Source organism: Janthinobacterium sp. BJB446, assembly GCF_002735655.1.
Taxonomy (GTDB): domain Bacteria; phylum Pseudomonadota; class Gammaproteobacteria; order Burkholderiales; family Burkholderiaceae_D; genus Janthinobacterium; species Janthinobacterium lividum.
Genome location: NZ_PDZK01000001.1, coordinates 3,154,983 through 3,171,178, shown reverse-complemented (window position 1 = coordinate 3,171,178; position 16,196 = coordinate 3,154,983). Strand labels below are relative to the sequence as shown.

Genomic DNA, 16,196 nt, shown 5'->3' with positions numbered 1-16,196 from the left:
GCCCTGGTCCGCTTTTTCAGCGCAGGCCGCGGCGGAACTGGTCGGGCGTGCCGCCGCTCTGGCGCCGGAACATGGCGATGAAAGCGGAAGCCGTGCTGTAGCCCAGTTCCAGCGCGATCGCTTGCACGGTGTCTCCCTGTTCCAGCAGGGGCAGGGCGGCCAGGAAGCGCTGGCGCTGGCGCCATTCGCCGAACGGCATGCCCAGTTCGCGCTGGCAGCGCCGGGCCAGCGTGCGCTCGGTGACATGCAGTTGCGCGGCCCACTCTGCCAGTGAGCGGTTACTGCCCGGCTCCGCCTGCAGGGCCGCCAGCAGCGCCGCGATGACGGGCTCGTCACTGCCCGGCAGGTAGTTGCGGCTGCACGGCGCCAGCTGCAACTGGTCGACCAGCACTTGCGCCAGGCGCTGGTCGGCCAGGGTGGCGGGCGTGGTGACGCCGCGTTCGGCAAAGTCGCCGAGTATGGCTTTGAGCAAGGGACTCAATACCAGCGCGCACGGCTGCGCCGGCAGCTGCGCGCACAGGCTGGCATCGATATAGGCCGAGTGAAACACGACATCCTGGCGGATATAACCGTCGTGCAAGGTCTCGGGCGGTATCCACACGGCGTACTGGGGCGGCGACAGGTAGCGCTGGCCCGCCACCATGATTTCCATCACGCCCGTGGAGCAATACGTGAGTTGGCCCCACGGATGGCTCTGGTAATCGAATTGCTGGTGCGCGTGGTAATCGTCGAGGCGGAAATACACGGGATAGGGCAGGGCGTCGGAAACGGCGGGGAAATGCTGGTTGCTGGCCATGGTGTCTTTGTCCTGTTCTTCGCATCATTTGTCCGGTATTCATTATATCCATGGAATCAGACCATGCGAAAATGACGGTCTTGAATATTGGAGTTCTTTGCATGCAAACCAGGCATTACCTGTTTCCCGTGATCGCCGTGCTGATCTGGGCCATCAATACCATCGTCAGCAAGATGGCCGTGGGCGTGATCGATCCGGCCGCCATCTCGTTCTACCGCTGGCTGCTGGCCGGCGTGCTGCTGGCGCTCGTGTTTGCACGCGGCGTGTGGAAGCAGCGGACCATCGTAAAACCGTATCTGGGAAAACTGTTTGTGCTGGGCATGCTGGGCATGGTCATGTACCAGTGCCTCGCCTACATTGCCGCGCAAACGACGACGGCGACGAATATGGGCATCCTCGCCTCCCTGATGCCGCTGCTGGCCGTGGGCCTGTCCGTGCTGTTATTGAAAGAAGCGCCCACCGTGGGCGGCGTGTTTGGCGGCCTCGTGTCGCTGCTGGGACTCGGCTATCTGCTCAGCCATGGCGATCCGGCCGCCCTGATTTCCCATGGCGCGGCCGTGGGCGACGCCCTGATGCTGCTGGCGTGCCTGTCGTATGCGGGCTATGGCGTGTTGCTCAAGCGCTGGAAGATTCCCCTGAATAACTGGCACTCGCTGCTGATCCAGGTGTGGTGCGCCGTGCCCGTGCTGTTCGTGTATTACCTGAGCCAGTCCGCGCCGCCCGTGACCGGCGCCGGCTTGCCGCTGGTGCTGTTTGCCGGCATCCCCGCGTCCATCATCGCGCCGTTCTTGTGGATGCACGGCCTGGCCAAGCTGGGACCGAGCCGCGCCACGACGCTGATGAATCTGCTGCCCGTGTTTACGGTCATTATCGCCATGCTGTTCCTCGGTGAAACCTTGCACAGCTACGATGTGATCGGCGGCGGCGTGACCCTGCTGGGCGTGGTGATGGTGCAATATCTGAAGCGCCCCCTGCGCCGTGCCAAAGCCTAGTTTTCTTGCTATGCTGATGTTTTGCACAAGGAGGCGGCATGCACAGCATCGATACTCTCGATACCCTGTTAAGCGAACTGGAAGCATTCGGCAACGCCAATGACGCGGCGCATGTGGAGCGGGCCAGCCGCATGCTCAACATCACGCGCGACACGGGCGAATTGCTGGCCGTGATGGTGCACGCGCGCGGTGCGCGGCGGGTGCTGGAAATCGGCACCTCGAACGGTTATTCCACCCTGTGGCTGGCGCGCGCGGTACAGGCGCTGGGCGGTAGCGTGGTGACGGTGGAAAAGGCGCAGGACAAGTTCGACATGGCGCATGCCAACTTTGTGCGCGCACAATTGCAGGGCGTGATCGGGCAATTGCTGGCGGACGCGGGCGACGTGCTGCGCGATGCGGTGGACGGCGCCTACGATTTCATCTTCCTCGATTCCGCGCGCCAGCAATATGAGTCCTGGTGGCCGCAGCTGGATCGCGTGCTGGCTGCCGGCGGCGTGCTGGTGGTCGACAACGCCAGTTCGCACTACGCGGACATGGCCGGTTTTATCGAGGCCATCCGCGCCGACAGCCGCTACACGACGTGCCTGGCGACGGTCGGCAAGGGCGAATTCATCGCCGTCAAGGCGGGCAATTAGTTAATTATTCGGCGACGATAGCCGCTTCCAGCACGCGCACCAGCGATTCGACGCCCTGCGCGTCGACATCGTCGAAGCGGCCGGGCAAGGGGCTGTCGAGGTCGAACACGCCGATGATTTGACCCTGCGCAAACACGGGCACCACCAGTTCAGAACGGGAATTGACGTCGCAGGCGATGTGGCCGGGAAACGCGTGCACATCCTGCACGACGATGGACTTGCCTTCGACCACAGTGGTGCCGCACACGCCGCGGCCCTTCTTGATGCGAATGCAGGCCGGCTTGCCCTGGAACGGTCCCAGCACCAGTTCCTCGCCTTTCAGGAAGTAAAAGCCGGCCCAGTTGAGGCCCGGCATCGTATTGAAGACCAGCGAACTGAAGTTGGCCGTATTGGCGATGAAATCGCTCTCGCCCGACAGCAAGCCTTGCAGCTGGGAGCTCAGGTCCGCATACATGGCTTGCTTGGCTGCGGGAGTATCGGTGCCGTAGGCGGCGTCGCTGATGGTAAACGTCATGGTCGTGGTGGCGCTCGAAAATGGGGAAGGCGCCATGGTAGCGCGTCTGGCGCATCCGCGCGCGGCCTTCACTTTTTCAGATGTTCTTGCGCCAGCCGGCGCAGCAGGGGCATGGCCGCATGGCCGTGGTCTTCCGGCCAGGCCAGGCCGATGCCGGCTGCCAATTCCTCGCCCTCCACCAATGGCCGGTAGGCCACGCCAGCCAGGCGCAGCGCGCGGAACGAGTCGGCCAGCAGGGCCATGCCCTTGCCGGCCGCCACATCGCCGAGCAGCACATGGTGGTCGGGCGCTTCGCGCAGGAATATCGGCGAGAAACCATGCCGGCGGAAAACTACCTGGCAATGGTCGAAGAAGGCGGGCTGGCGCGCCCGTTCGAACCAGTAAATCGATTCTGCCGCGATGTCGGCCAGGCTGAGCTTGCGCTTTTTCGCCAGCCGGTGCCCGGCGGGCAGGGCCAGCATCATGGGCTGGCGCGCCAGCGGCTGCACGGTCAGCTCGAACGTGGCGCTGGGCAAGGCAAGCAGGGCCGCGTCCAGCTGGCCCTTGCGCACGGCCGCGACCAGGCGCGGCGACGGTGCGGCCGTCAGTTCCAGGCGAATATTGCCCAGTTGCCCCTCCAGCGCCGCCAGCAGCGGGCGGAACAGGCCGGCCGCCACGGCACTCGTCAGACCCAGGCGCAGGCGCGCTGGCGCGCTGTCACGCTGCAGCGATGCTTGCGCCATCTCCAGCAAATCGAGAATGTGCAGCGCCTGCGGCAGCAGGGTGCGGCCCGCTTGCGTCAAGGCCACGCCCTGCGTGTCGCGCTCGAACAGACGCGCGCCCAGCCGCTCTTCCAGCCCCTTGATGGCGCGCGACAATGGCGGCTGGGTCATGTGTAACTGTTCCGCCGCCTGGCGGAAGTTCAGGCAGCGGGCGACGGCGCAAAACAGGGTCAAGGCATGGGTATCGAGGGCTCTCATACCAGAAAGGTATCACGAAATCGCGCATTCCCCCGCCAGCCGGTGCGGCCTAGACTGGCTGCATTGAGTCAACGTGAGGGAGATCTACATGCAACTGCAACAACGACGGATCGGCCATAGCGGCTTGACCAGCTCGGCATTGGGCCTGGGCTGCATGGGCATGTCGGAATTCTATGGCGCGACGGACGAGGCGCAATCGCTGGCCACCCTGGAAGCGGCGCTGGCGGCGGGCGTGACCCTGTTCGACACGGCCGACGCCTACGGTTTCGGCCACAACGAGCAATTGCTGGGGCGCTTCCTGGCAGCCCATCGCGGACAGGCCCTGGTCGCGACCAAGTGCGGCCTGGCGCGCGAGGCGGGCAGTTATGCGCGCCGCGTCGACAATTCCCCCGCCTACATCCGCCAGGCATGTGTAGCGTCGCTGGCGCGCCTGGGCGTGGAGAGCATCGACCTGTTCTACCTGCACCGCCTGAACCTGGATACGCCGCTGGAAGACTCGATGGGCGCGCTGGCGCAGCTGCTGCAAGAGGGCAAGATCCGCGCCGTGGGCCTGTGCGAAGTAAGTGCCGCCACCCTGTTGCGCGCGGCGGCGCTCTGCCCGGTGGCCGCAGTGCAGAGCGAATATTCGCTTTGGACGCGCGAACCGGAGCAGGGCGTGCTGGCCGCCTGCCGCGAAGTGGGCGCCAGTTTCTTCGCCTACAGCCCGCTGGGGCGCGGTTTCCTGACGGGTGCCATTGCCGATGCGGCCAGTCTCGACGCGGGCGACTTTCGCCAGTTCAATCCCCGCTTCGCGGCCGGGAACCTGGCGCGCAACCAGGCCATCGTCGCGCAAGTCAAGGGCATCGCGCGCGCAAAAGGCTGCACGCCGGCCCAGCTGGCGCTGGCCTGGCTGCTGGCGCAAGGCGACGACATCATTCCCATTCCCGGCACCAAGCGCATCGCCTACCTGCACGACAACCTCGGCGCGCTGGCCGTGCATCTGGACGGGGCCGAACTGGCGGCGATGAACGCCGCCTTTCCCTTGGGCATGGCAGCGGGCGCGCGCTACACGGAGGAAGGGATGAAGGGCGTGGATGCCTGAAAAAGATGGCGCAGTGTACGCCAGCGTACCTAACTGATACTTTCCCTGCGGGATAGTCGCCAGTGATCTGCTAGCATTTGGCAGTGCTGCATGGTGTGCGTTGCACTGTGTTCAACGGTCTGGTATCCGATGAGGTGGATGTTGTTAGATGACGATATTTTCGATATAGAACTGAAGTTATTGCTTGAGGGAATACTGCTGCGGTATCAGCACGATTTCCGCGACTATTCCGTCGCGTCGCTGCGCCGGCGCATGCGCCAGGCCATGGAGCGCTTCGGCTGCGCCAGCCTGTCGCAATTGCAGGACCGCATCTTGCACGAGCCGGCCATGTTCGCGCAGATGCTGCAGTTTTTCACCGTGCAAGTGAGCGAGATGTTCCGCGATCCCGCGTATTTCCGCGCCTTGCGCGAAAAAGTCGTGCCCATCCTGCACACCTATCCCTCCATCAAGATCTGGGTGGCCGGCTGCAGCAGCGGGGAAGAGGTGTGGTCGCTGGCCATCTTGCTGGAAGAAGAGGGCTTGCTTGAGCGCAGCATGATTTACGCGACCGATATCAATGTGGAAGCGCTGGCTGCGGCCGAAGCGGGCATCTATCCGATCGAGCGCATCGCCCAGTTCAGCGAGAATTACCAGCTGGCGGGCGGCAAGCGCTCGCTGTCCGACTATTACACGGCCGCCTACAAGGGCGCCATCTTTGAGCGGCGCTTGCGGCGCCAGTTCGTCTTCGCCGACCACAGCTTGGCGACGGACAGCGTGTTTTCGGAGGTGCACATGGTTTCCTGCCGTAACGTCATGATTTACTTCAATAAAGACTTGCAAGACCGCAGCCTGGGCCTGTTCCACGAAGCGCTGGTGAACCGGGGCTTCCTGGGCCTGGGCATGAAGGAAAGCCTGCACTTCAGCCGCCATGCGGCCAGCTTCAACGAGCTGAGCCCGGCTGAACGCATCTTCCAGCGTGCCTGACATGCTGCCGACCAGCGACGTCGCGCCACCGCCCGCCGGCCTGCGCCTGATCGCCATCGGCGCCTCGGCCGGCGGCGTGGAAGCGCTGGGCATCGTGCTGCGCGCCTTGCCCGCCACCTGCCGCGCAAGCGTGGTGGTGGTGCTGCACCTGGCGCCGGGCCGCTCGAGCCAGTTGCCGCATCTGTATGCGGAACGTTGCCACTTGCCCTTGCGCGAGGCGCAGGACAAGGAACCTCTGGAGACGGGGGTCGTGTATTTCGCCCCACCCGATTACCACCTGCAAGTCGAACCCGATGGCAGCTTTTCCCTGTCGCAGGAAGCGCCCGTGTATTTTTCGCGCCCGTCCATCGATGTTCTGCTGGAAACAGCCGCGTACGCCTACCGGCGCGCCATGCTGGCCATCATCCTGACGGGTGCCTCGGCCGATGGCGCGGCGGGCCTGGCGCGCGTGCGGCAGCTGGGCGGCAGTGCCTGGGTGCAAGACCCGCAGCGGGCCAGCTATGGCATCATGCCGGCCGCCGCGCTCAAGCGGGCCGGCGCCGACCGCGTGCTCGATTTGCCGCAGATGGCCGCAAGCCTGGCTCTGCTGGATAAAGGGGAGGACAAGTGAATGGCGGCATGACAGTGCGTGTAATATATATGCAAAGACTGAAACAATATTAATTTCCATATCAAAACATTATGGCATTTTGCCGTGACGATGCCTGAAGACCGATCCGTGACCGCTCCTATCCATATCCTCGTCGTTGATGACATCGCGCAAAACCTGGTCGCCGCCGAAGCCGTGCTGGCACGGCCCGGTATTATCATCCTGAAGGCAAGCTCGGGCGCGCAAGCGCTGGAATTGCTGTTGACGCATGAAGTGGCGCTGGCCCTGATCGACGTGCAAATGCCGCAGATGGATGGTTTCGAGCTGGCCGAGCTGATACGCGGCAGCGAGCGCACGCGCAGCATTCCCCTGATTTTCCTCACGGCCGCGTCGCGCGAACCGAGCTACAGCTTCCGCGGCTACGAGGCGGGCGCCGTCGATTTCCTGTACAAGCCCATCGACGTGAAAGCCTTGCAAAGCAAGGTGGCCGTGCTGGTCCAGTTGTACCAGCAGAAACGCGAATTGTCGGCCCAGCTCGATGAGCTCAAGCATGCCTTGCACCTCAATGAACTGTTCACGGCCGTGCTGGGCCACGACTTGCGCACGCCCTTGTCGGTGGTGATGAACGGCGCCATGCTGTTGCCGATGATGAGCGACCATCCGAAGGTGGTCGTCACGGCGCAGCGCATCGAAAGCAGCGCCAAGCGCATGGGCCGCATGGTCGACCAGTTGCTGGACCTGGCGCGCATCCGCTCGGGCACGATGGAGTTGCGCAGCAGCACGCACGACTACCTGGCGCTGGCGCGCGCCATCGTCGACGAGTTCGAGACGGCGGGCCAGGCCCCGCAGGTCGAGATCAGCAGCGTGGGCGAGCTGCACGGGCAATGTGATGCGGGCTTGTTGTCGCAAGTCATCTCGAATCTGTTATGCAATGCCATCACGCATGGCGAGGCGGGCACGCCGGTGCAACTGGCCCTGGACGGACGCGATGCCGACAGCATTGAATTGCGCATCGCCAATCGTGGTGTTATCCCGGCCGCCTTGCTGCCAACCCTGTTCGAACCGTTCCAGCAGGCGGGCGAGAAACGCAGGACGGGGCAGGGCCTGGGGCTGGGCCTGTACACGGTGAATATGTTCGTCAAGGCCCACGGTGGCACGGTCGAGCTCAGTTCGACGGCGACGCAGGGCACGGTGGCGACGGTGCGCATCCCGCGCCAGTGCCAGGTGCGCGTGCAAGCGGGACTGTCCACATGAGCGCGCCAGCCTGGCCGCGCGGCGGCGGCAGCATGGGCGAGCTGCTGCGCCAGCGCGACTGGTCCGCCACCAGCCTGGGCGCCCTCGATGGCTGGCCCGCGAATTTGCGCACCAGCGTCGACATCGTGCTCCATTCGCCGATGGCGATGGTGCTGATGTGGGGGCCGCAACACGTGATGATTTACAACGACGACTACATCCAGATCGCCGGGGAGCGCCATCCGGCTGCGCTGGGCGGCACGGTGCCGGCCGTCTGGCCCGAGATATGGGACTGGAACGCGCGCATCCTCGAAGCGGGGCTGCGCGGCGAGACGCAGGTGCACCGCGAGTGCTGCCTGCCGCTGTTGCGTGACGGACAGCGCACGGACGTCTGTTTCGACCTGTATTACACGCCCGTGCATGGCGCCGACGGCCAGGTGGATGGCGTACTGTGCACGGCGCTGGAATTGACGGCGCGCATGGAGGAGGGGCGCCAGCTGAAGCTGGCCACGGCCGAGCTGGGCGAACTCAACACCACCTTGCAGGCCGAGGGCGAGGCCGTGCGCGAGGCCAACCGCCGCCTGGGCGAGGAGCGCGCGCTGCTGCGCGCCCTGTTCCAGCAGGCGCCCAGCTTCATGGCCATGCTGCGCGGGCCGCAGCATGTGTTCGAGCTGGCGAACGAACATTATCTGCGCCTGGTGGGGCACCGCGATTTGCTCGGCAAGACAGTCGAAATGGCCTTGCCCGAAGTCAAGGCGCAAGGTTTCATCGAGCTGCTCGACCAGGTCTACCGCACGGGCGTGCCATTCGAAGGGCGCCAGGTGAAGGTGGATTTGCAGACGGCGGACGGGCTGACGGGCCAGCGCCATATCGACTTCGTCTACCAGCCCATCAAGGATGACGAGGGCGTGGTCACGGGCATCCTCGTCGAAGGCATCGACGTCACCGAGCGCATGGAAGGCGAGGAGCGGCTGCGCCTGGCCCAGCAGGCGGGCGGCATCGGCACCTTCGAATGGTTTCCCGATACGGGCGCGATGGTGGTGTCGCCTACCTTCCGCCGCCTGTGGGGCATTGCCGACGAGGAAGTGGTGACGGAACGCCTGCTGGTGAGCCTGGTCGATGCGCGCGACCAGCAAAAGGTCGGACCCAGCAAGCTGGATCTGGCGCCCAATCCCCTCGAATACGTGGAGTACCGGATCCGCCGTCCCGCCGATGGCGCGCTGCGCTGGATCGCGCGTCAGGGCGAGGTGGTGGCCGGCCGCGTGCCGGGCCAGCGCCGCTACGTGGGCGTGTCGTTCGACGTGACGGAGCGGCGCCACATCGAAGATGAACTGAACGCCAGCCAGGAGCGCATGGCGGCCATTTTCGGCCAGGCCTCGGTGGGCTTGTCGGAGCTGGGCCTCGATGGCCGCTTCCAGCGCGTCAACGGCGCCCTGTGCCGCATGCTGGGCCGTTCCGCCGAAGAACTGCTGAGCTTGAACATGAACGACATCATGCATCCGGCAGACGTGCCTGGCAACGGCGTGCTGTTCCAGCGCCTGGTGGAAACGGGCGAGTCGTTCTCGCTGGAAAAGCGCTACCTGAAGCCCGATGGCTCGCAAGTGTGGGTGTCGAGCAATGTCAGCCGCCTGGTCGATGAGCAGGGTCATACGCGTTCCCTGATCGCCGTCAAGACGGATATCACGGACCGGCGCCGCGTGGAAAAAGCGCTGCATGAATTGAACGAAACGCTGGAACACCGGGTCGAACAGGAAGTGGGTGAGCGCACCAAGGCCGAAGACGCCTTGCGCCAGGCACAAAAGATGGAAGCCGTGGGCCAGCTGACGGGGGGGATCGCGCACGATTTCAACAATGTGCTGCAAATCATTTCCGGCAATTTGCATTTGCTGCATCACCTGGCGGGCACGGATGGCTTGATGCGCCAGCGCCTGGACACGGCGATTGCCGCCGTCGAGCGGGGCGCCAAGCTGTCGTCGCATTTGCTGGCATTTGCGCGGCGCCAGCCCTTGCAACCCGTGGTGGCCGATCTGGCGCGCGTGGTGCGCAACATGGATGCGCTGTTGCGGCGCGCCCTGGGCGAAGCGATCGACATCGTGCTCGTGGGCGGCGGCGGACTGTGGAATACCCTGATCGACCGCAGCCAGATCGAGAACGTCATCCTCAACCTGGCCATCAATGCGCGCGACGCCATGGATGGCGTGGGCAAGCTGACCATCGAGCTGGGCAACGTCGTGCTCGACGAACAGTATGTGCACAACCTGGTCGACGTGCCGGCAGGCCAGTACGTGATGCTGTCGGTGACCGATACGGGCCGCGGCATGAGCGGCCCCGTGCTGCAGCGCGCGTTCGAGCCGTTCTTCACGACCAAGCCGGAAGGCGCGGGCACGGGCCTGGGCCTGTCGATGGCGTATGGCTTTGTGACGCAAAGCCGCGGCCATATCCGCATCTACAGTGAACCTGGCGTGGGCACGGGGGTCAAAATCTATTTGCCCCGCTCGCTGATGGCGGAAGCGGACGAGGAACTGGAGCTGAGCGGCGTCGTCACGGGCGGCACGGAAACGGTGCTGGTGGTGGAAGACGACGTGGGCGTGCGCACCACCGTGGTCGACATGCTCGGGGCGCTCGGCTACAAGGTGCTCAAGGCCGAGGATGGCGAAAGCGCGCTGGCCGTGCTGCACAGCGGCGCGCAGATCGACTTGCTGTTTACGGACGTGATCATGCCCGGTCCCGTCAGCAGCACGGAGATGGCGCGCCAGGCGCGCGAGTTGCAGCCCGATATCGCCGTGCTGTTTACCTCGGGCTACGCGCAGGATGTCATCGTGCACGAAGGGCGTCTCGACGCGGGGGTGGAATTGCTCAGCAAACCGTACCGGCGCGAAGAGCTGGCGCGCAAGCTGCGCCATGTGCTGGCCAACCGCCAGCAGCAAATGCGCGCGCGCCAGTTTGAACGGTCCGGCGCGCCGGTGGCCGGCGGCACCTCGGCCAGCGTGCGGGGAGGCGGCACGCCGGGGCTGGACTTGACGGGCCATGCGCCAACACCGCAGGGTGACATGCCGACATCGATGAAAATACTCGTGGTGGAAGACAATCTCGATTCGCAGCTGATGGTGTGCGAACTGGTGGGCATGCTGGGCCACACGGTCAGCGGCGTGTCCGATGGCGAGGCGGCGTGGGATCTGCTCAACGAGCAAGACTTCGATATCCTGTTTACGGATGTCAGCCTGCCCGGCATGTCCGGCATCGCGTTGGCACGCATGGTGCTGCGCGATAAACCGGACATGCGCATCATCTTTTCCACGGGCTATGGCAAGGAATCGATGGATGAGCTGGGCTTTTCCGCCAGCGTCCTGCGCAAGCCTTATGATTTGATGGAGTTGCAAGCGGCACTCGACCAACCCTGACAGGCATGCGCCGGCACGGCTTGCCCGTCTCACCCGCAGAGGTAAAGGATGACCCCTGAATTGACGATGCTGGCCTGTACTTTGGTGCTGGCGCTGCTGCAAATCCTGCTGCCCGCGCTGTTTCGCACGCGCGAAACAGGCACGGCCTATAACGTGAGCGCGCGCGATGGCGACGGGCCGCCCGTGGGCAAGATCACGGGCCGCTTGCGGCGGGCCCAGGCGAACCTGTTCGAAACCCTGCCCCTGTTCGCCGCCGCCGTGCTGATCGCCCACGTGACGGCGCAGGAAAGCGCGCTGACCCTGTACGGCGCCGCCCTGTACCTGGCCGCGCGCGTGCTGTACTTGCCCCTGTACGCGTTTGGCGTGCCTGTCGTGCGCACGCTCGTCTGGTGCGTGTCGATTGCCGGTCTGCTGATGCTGTTCTGGGCCATCCTGTTTGCTTCCTGAATTCCTACGCCGGCTGTGGCGCCCGTCCTATGGCGGTGCGCCAGGCCCGGCCGTAAAGTAGCTGCACCTGGGCGCTGGGGCGCCGGCATCGCAGTGTTACTTTCGGGACGACAATGATGAGCAGTGCAGCGAACCAATCCGGCAAGCCAGGCAAGCCTGGCAAGCCAGGCAAGTACATCCAGCGCCTGCTGCGCTCGGTCTTTGGCGTGGCGCGGCTGCGCACGGGCCAGCAGGAAGTCATCGACAGCGTGCTGGCCGGGCGCGACACCCTGGCCATCATGCCCACCGGCAGCGGCAAGTCCCTGTGCTACCAGTTGCCCGCCGCCCTGTTGCCCGGCGCGACTTTGGTCGTGTCGCCGCTGATTTCGCTGATGAAAGACCAGCTGGAAAAGCTGCAAGAACTGGGCATCACGGCCGTGCAGCTCAACAGCAGCCTGTCGCGCGCGGAAGAGGACGAGGCCATCGCCCGCATCGGCCAGGGCGGCAGGATCATCATCTTTTGCACACCGGAACGCCTGACCAGTGCCGCCTTCCTGTCCCTGCTGGGAGCCTCGCCGCCCAGCCTGGTCGTCATCGATGAAGCCCATTGCATTTCCCAGTGGGGCCATGACTTCCGTCCCGCCTACCTGGAAATCGCGGCCGCCCTGCGCGCGCTGGGCCGTCCGCCCGTGCTGGCGCTGACGGCCACGGCCACCGGCGAAGTGGTAGACGATATCGACGCGCAACTGGAAGCGCGCAAGCTGCAGGTCATCAATACCGGCATCTACCGCGCCAATTTGCGCTACCGCGTGATCCAGGTCACGAATGCGGGAGAGAAACAGGACGAAGTCTTGCGCCTGCTGCGCGAGACGGCGGGCGTGGGCATCGTGTATGCGGCCACCGTCAAGGCCGTCGAGGACCTGGCGGCGCGGCTGGCGGAACTGGGCGAGAGCGTTACGTGCTACCACGGCAAGCTGGCGGCGCGCGAGCGCAAGCACAACCAGGATTTGTTCATGAATGGCGAACGCCGCATCATGGTGGCCACCAACGCCTTTGGCATGGGTATCGACAAACCCGACACGCGCTTCGTCATCCACTTGCAGGTGCCGGCCAACCTGGAAGCGTACTACCAGGAGTCGGGCCGGGCTGGGCGCGACGGCTTGCCCGCCGACTGCACCTTGTTGTATTTCCAGGAAGACAAGCGGGTGCAGCAGTTCTTTCTGGCGAAGCATTACCCAACGGAAGGGGAATTGGCGGCCATCGTGGCGGTGGCGCAAGAACTGCCAGCCACGTTTGCTTTCGCTGCGCTGGCGTCCAGCCTGCCCGAGTTTTCCGACGGCCACTTGAAGGTGTGCCTGAAACTGTTGAAAGACGGCAAGCTGCTGCGCCAGGACCGCAAGCTGGGCTACAGCTTGAAAGCCCCCTCGGCCGCCACGCCCTCGTTTGCGCAGCTGGCGCAAGTCTATGTCGACAAGCAGGAGCGCGACAAACAGGCGCTCGAGCAGATGGTGGCGTATGCGCAAAGTGGCCTGTGCCGCTGGAAACTGCTGCTCGATTACTTTGGCGATGCCGGCGATTTCGAGCGCTGCTGCACTTGCGATAATTGCCAGTCGCCGCCCGCACTGGCCGCGCCCATCACCCTGGACGAGTTGCCGCCGGCGCCTGCGGCTGTCCCGGCGCCGGCACCGGCGCCCCAGATCGCCGTCGGCAGCCGCGTGCGCGTGCCCCGCTACCAGATCGGCACCGTGCTGTCCGTGGCGGGCGACCAGGTCACCATTGCCTTTCCAGAAAACACCACGCGTACCTTCATGGCGGAATTCGTTGTCCCCGCATGAAGCCATGGTGCGCTGCCGAACAGTGATCTGCCGCAAGCGCGCTAGAATCAGCCCATTCCAACGCGCTTTTTTAACGCAGGGAGCAGGGCATGACAGACATGGTGGTGGTGCGCAAGGAAGGCTTGTATTGTGTGCCGGGTCAGTTCTACATCGACCCGTGGCGCCCCGTCGAGCGCGCCATCATCACGCACGCGCACGCCGACCATGCGAGAGTCGGACACCGGCATTACCTGTGCGCCGCTCCCGGCGAGCAGGTGCTGCGCGCGCGCATGGGCGCCGTTTCCATCCAGGCACTCGCGTATGGCGACACGATCGAACACCACGGCGTGCAAGTGTCGCTGCATCCTGCCGGCCACGTGCTGGGCTCGGCCCAGGTGCGCATGCAGTACGGCGGTGAAGTGTGGGTGGCGTCCGGCGACTACAAGCTGCAGCCCGACCCCACCTGCGCACCGTTCGAACCCGTGCGCTGCGACACCTTCATCACGGAATCGACCTTCGGCCTGCCCATCTACCGCTGGCAGGCGCCGCAAGAGATTTATGACGATATCAACCAGTGGTGGCGCAGGAATGCGGCCGAGGGACGCACCAGCGTGCTGTTCTGCTATGCCTTCGGCAAGGCGCAGCGCATCCTGGCGGGACTGGACGCGACCATCGGTCCCATCATCTGCCATGGCGCGGCGCAGGCATTGACGCAGGTCTACCGCGAGTGCGGCGTGGCCTTGCCCTCCACTGTCATGGTCGATGAGGTCACGGACAAGGCGGTCCTGAAGACGGCGCTGGTGATCGCGCCGCCGTCGGCCGCCGGCTCGCCGTGGATGAAGCGTTTCGGCGACTACAGCGATGCGTTTGCCAGCGGCTGGATGCTGCTGCGCGGCGCGCGCCGGCGGCGTGGCGTGGACCGGGGTTTTGTCCTGTCCGACCATGCCGACTGGCCCGGCCTGATGCAAGCCATCCAGGCTACGCAGGCTGAACGCATCATCGTCACGCATGGCTCGATTCCCGTGATGGTGCGCTGGCTGCAGCAGAACGGCTGGCAGGCGGGCGGCTTCGAGACGGAATATGGCGACGACGAGGCCGATGACAATGCGCCCGGTGCGTCCACGGCAGCGGAGGACGTCACCCATGCGTGACTTTGCCCGGCTGTACGCGGAACTCGACGAAACCACCTCCACCAGCCGCAAGCTGGCGGCGCTGCAAGCCTATTTTCGCGGCGCCTCGCCGGAAAACGCGGCCTGGGCCGTGTATTTCCTGGCCGGCGGCAAGCCGCGCCAGGCCGTGCCCACGAGGTTGTTGCGCGAGTACGCGACCGAGCGGGCGGGCCTCGATGCCTGGCTGTTCGACGAGGCCTACCACGCCGTGGGCGACCTGGCCGAAACCATCGCCCTGATCCTGCCCGCACCCGCCAGGTGCAGCGACATCGGCCTGGCCGAGTGGGTCGAGCAGCGCATCGCGCCGTTGCGCGGCGCGGCGCCCGACACCATCCGCGCCGACTTGCTGGCCTACTGGGACGAGCTGGAAACGCGCGAACGGTTTTTGTTGCTCAAACTGATAGGCGGCGGCTTTCGCGTGGGCGTGTCAAAATTGCTGGTGACGCGCGCGCTGGCATCCATCGCGGCCGTCGACAGCAAGCTGATCGCCCAGCGCCTGATGGGCTGGACCGATGGCAAGGTCAGCCCCACGGGCGCGGGCTTTCTCAAACTGATCGCCGCGCAGTCGGAGGGCGAGCATGCGCTGCGCGGCGGCCAGCCTTACCCGTTCTTCCTCGCGCACCCCTTGCAGGCGGGGCCGGAGACGCTGGGCGGCATCGGCGACTGGCTGGCCGAATGGAAATACGACGGCATGCGCGCCCAGCTGCTGCGCCGCGAGGGCGTGAACTGGCTATGGTCGCGCGGCGAGGAATTGATCACGGAGCGCTTTCCCGAACTGGCGCAGCTGGCCTTGCCCGAGGGGACCGTGCTCGATGGCGAAATCCTCATCTGGCAGCCGGGTGACGTGCCTGCGCCATTTGCCGACTTGCAACAACGCATGGGCCGCAAGACTGTGTCGCCCAAGCTGCTGGCCGAGCTGCCCGCCGTGCTGGTGGCCTACGATGTGCTGGAAATCGATGGCGTCGACGTCCGCCAGCTGCCCCAGCTGGAGCGCCGCGCGCTGCTGGAAACCGTGGTGGCCGGCGTGAATTCTCCCGCGCTGCGTCTGTCGCCGCGCATCGAGGCGGCAAGCTGGGAGGCGCTGGCGGCCATCCGCAGCGAATCGCGGGCGCGCGGCGTGGAAGGCTTGATGCTCAAGGCTGTGTCGGCTGCGTATGGCGTGGGCCGCACGAAAGATGTGGGCACCTGGTGGAAATGGAAGATCGACCCGTATGCCATCGACGCCGTGCTGATCTACGCCCAGGCGGGCCATGGCCGGCGCGCGTCGCTGTACACGGACTACACCTTTGCCGTGTGGGACAGTGACACGGATGAGGAGGGCGGTGAAGAACGCAAGCTGGTGCCGTTCGCCAAGGCGTATTCCGGCCTCACGGATGCGGAGATCGGCCAGGTCGATGCCGCCATCCGCAAGACGACGATAGAAAAATTCGGTCCCGTGCGCAGCGTGCGGCCGACGATGGTGTTCGAGATCGGTTTTGAAGGTATCGCTGCGTCGAGCCGCCACAAGGCGGGCATCGCCGTGCGCTTTCCCCGCATCCTGCGCCGGCGCGAAGACAAGGCCATCGCCGACGCGGACACGCTGGCCACCCTGAAGGCCATGCTGGCCCAGACCACATGAGCAAGC

General features: G+C 65.1%; 14 protein-coding genes. 11 read left to right on the top strand and 3 right to left on the bottom strand.

The window, feature by feature from the left end:
- Window positions 1-16 precede the first annotated feature (16 nt).
- The gene (locus tag CSQ92_RS14030; protein WP_034783391.1) at window positions 17-796 is read right to left on the bottom strand and encodes an AraC family transcriptional regulator; all 780 of its coding nucleotides are present in this window, start codon (window positions 794-796) and stop codon (window positions 17-19) included.
- A 101-nt stretch (window positions 797-897) separates the two neighbouring features.
- Between CSQ92_RS14030 and CSQ92_RS14025 the strand changes: the two genes are divergently transcribed.
- Together CSQ92_RS14025 and CSQ92_RS14020 are read left to right on the top strand one after the other, a co-directional pair.
- Window positions 898-1,788 carry a DMT family transporter gene (locus CSQ92_RS14025; RefSeq protein WP_099394387.1) on the top strand — a complete coding sequence of 297 codons (891 nt, stop codon included), beginning with the start codon at window positions 898-900 and terminating at the stop codon, window positions 1,786-1,788.
- Between the two features lie 38 nt (window positions 1,789-1,826).
- Window positions 1,827-2,423 (top strand): O-methyltransferase, encoded by a 597-nt coding sequence (locus CSQ92_RS14020; protein ID WP_070281164.1) that lies wholly within the window; start codon window positions 1,827-1,829, stop codon window positions 2,421-2,423.
- Between the two features lie 4 nt (window positions 2,424-2,427).
- On the opposite strand, the gene CSQ92_RS14015 is transcribed toward CSQ92_RS14020, so the two are convergent.
- Both CSQ92_RS14015 and CSQ92_RS14010 read right to left on the bottom strand, forming a co-directional pair.
- A complete protein-coding gene (locus tag CSQ92_RS14015; RefSeq protein WP_099394713.1) occupies window positions 2,428-2,937 on the bottom strand; it encodes a GAF domain-containing protein in 510 nt (169 codons plus the stop codon).
- Window positions 2,938-3,005: 68 nt separating this feature from the next.
- Window positions 3,006-3,896 (bottom strand): LysR family transcriptional regulator, encoded by an 891-nt coding sequence (locus CSQ92_RS14010; RefSeq protein ID WP_099394386.1) that lies wholly within the window; start codon window positions 3,894-3,896, stop codon window positions 3,006-3,008.
- 88 nt (window positions 3,897-3,984) lie between these two features.
- Here CSQ92_RS14010 and CSQ92_RS14005 point away from each other — a divergent pair, with 88 nt between their 5' ends.
- From CSQ92_RS14005 to CSQ92_RS13965, 9 genes are all read left to right on the top strand, one after another.
- Window positions 3,985-4,977, top strand: coding sequence for an aldo/keto reductase (locus CSQ92_RS14005; protein ID WP_143450363.1), 993 nt, complete (start codon window positions 3,985-3,987; stop codon window positions 4,975-4,977).
- Window positions 4,978-5,115: 138 nt separating this feature from the next.
- Window positions 5,116-5,940, top strand: a complete 825-nt coding sequence (locus CSQ92_RS14000; RefSeq protein ID WP_200880276.1) for a CheR family methyltransferase — start codon at window positions 5,116-5,118, stop codon at window positions 5,938-5,940.
- 1 nt (window position 5,941) lies between these two features.
- On the top strand, window positions 5,942-6,550 hold the full coding sequence (locus CSQ92_RS13995) for a chemotaxis protein CheB (RefSeq protein WP_099394385.1): 609 nt from the start codon (window positions 5,942-5,944) through the stop codon (window positions 6,548-6,550).
- 108 nt (window positions 6,551-6,658) lie between these two features.
- Entirely contained in the window at window positions 6,659-7,783 is a 1,125-nt protein-coding gene (locus CSQ92_RS13990) for a hybrid sensor histidine kinase/response regulator (protein WP_052140209.1), read from the top strand.
- A complete protein-coding gene (locus CSQ92_RS13985) occupies window positions 7,780-11,163 on the top strand; it encodes a hybrid sensor histidine kinase/response regulator (RefSeq protein WP_099394384.1) in 3,384 nt (1,127 codons plus the stop codon). The genes CSQ92_RS13990 and CSQ92_RS13985 overlap by 4 nt, the downstream gene beginning before the upstream one ends.
- Window positions 11,164-11,211: 48 nt before the next feature.
- Entirely contained in the window at window positions 11,212-11,610 is a 399-nt protein-coding gene (locus CSQ92_RS13980) for an MAPEG family protein (RefSeq protein WP_034783403.1), read from the top strand.
- 116 nt (window positions 11,611-11,726) lie between these two features.
- Window positions 11,727-13,424 (top strand): RecQ family ATP-dependent DNA helicase, encoded by a 1,698-nt coding sequence (locus tag CSQ92_RS13975; RefSeq protein WP_099394383.1) that lies wholly within the window; start codon window positions 11,727-11,729, stop codon window positions 13,422-13,424.
- An 89-nt stretch (window positions 13,425-13,513) separates the two neighbouring features.
- On the top strand, window positions 13,514-14,554 hold the full coding sequence (locus CSQ92_RS13970) for a ligase-associated DNA damage response exonuclease (protein WP_099394382.1): 1,041 nt from the start codon (window positions 13,514-13,516) through the stop codon (window positions 14,552-14,554).
- Window positions 14,547-16,190, top strand: a complete 1,644-nt coding sequence (locus CSQ92_RS13965; protein WP_099394381.1) for an ATP-dependent DNA ligase — start codon at window positions 14,547-14,549, stop codon at window positions 16,188-16,190. The genes CSQ92_RS13970 and CSQ92_RS13965 overlap by 8 nt, the downstream gene beginning before the upstream one ends.
- Window positions 16,191-16,196: the final 6 nt, after the last annotated feature.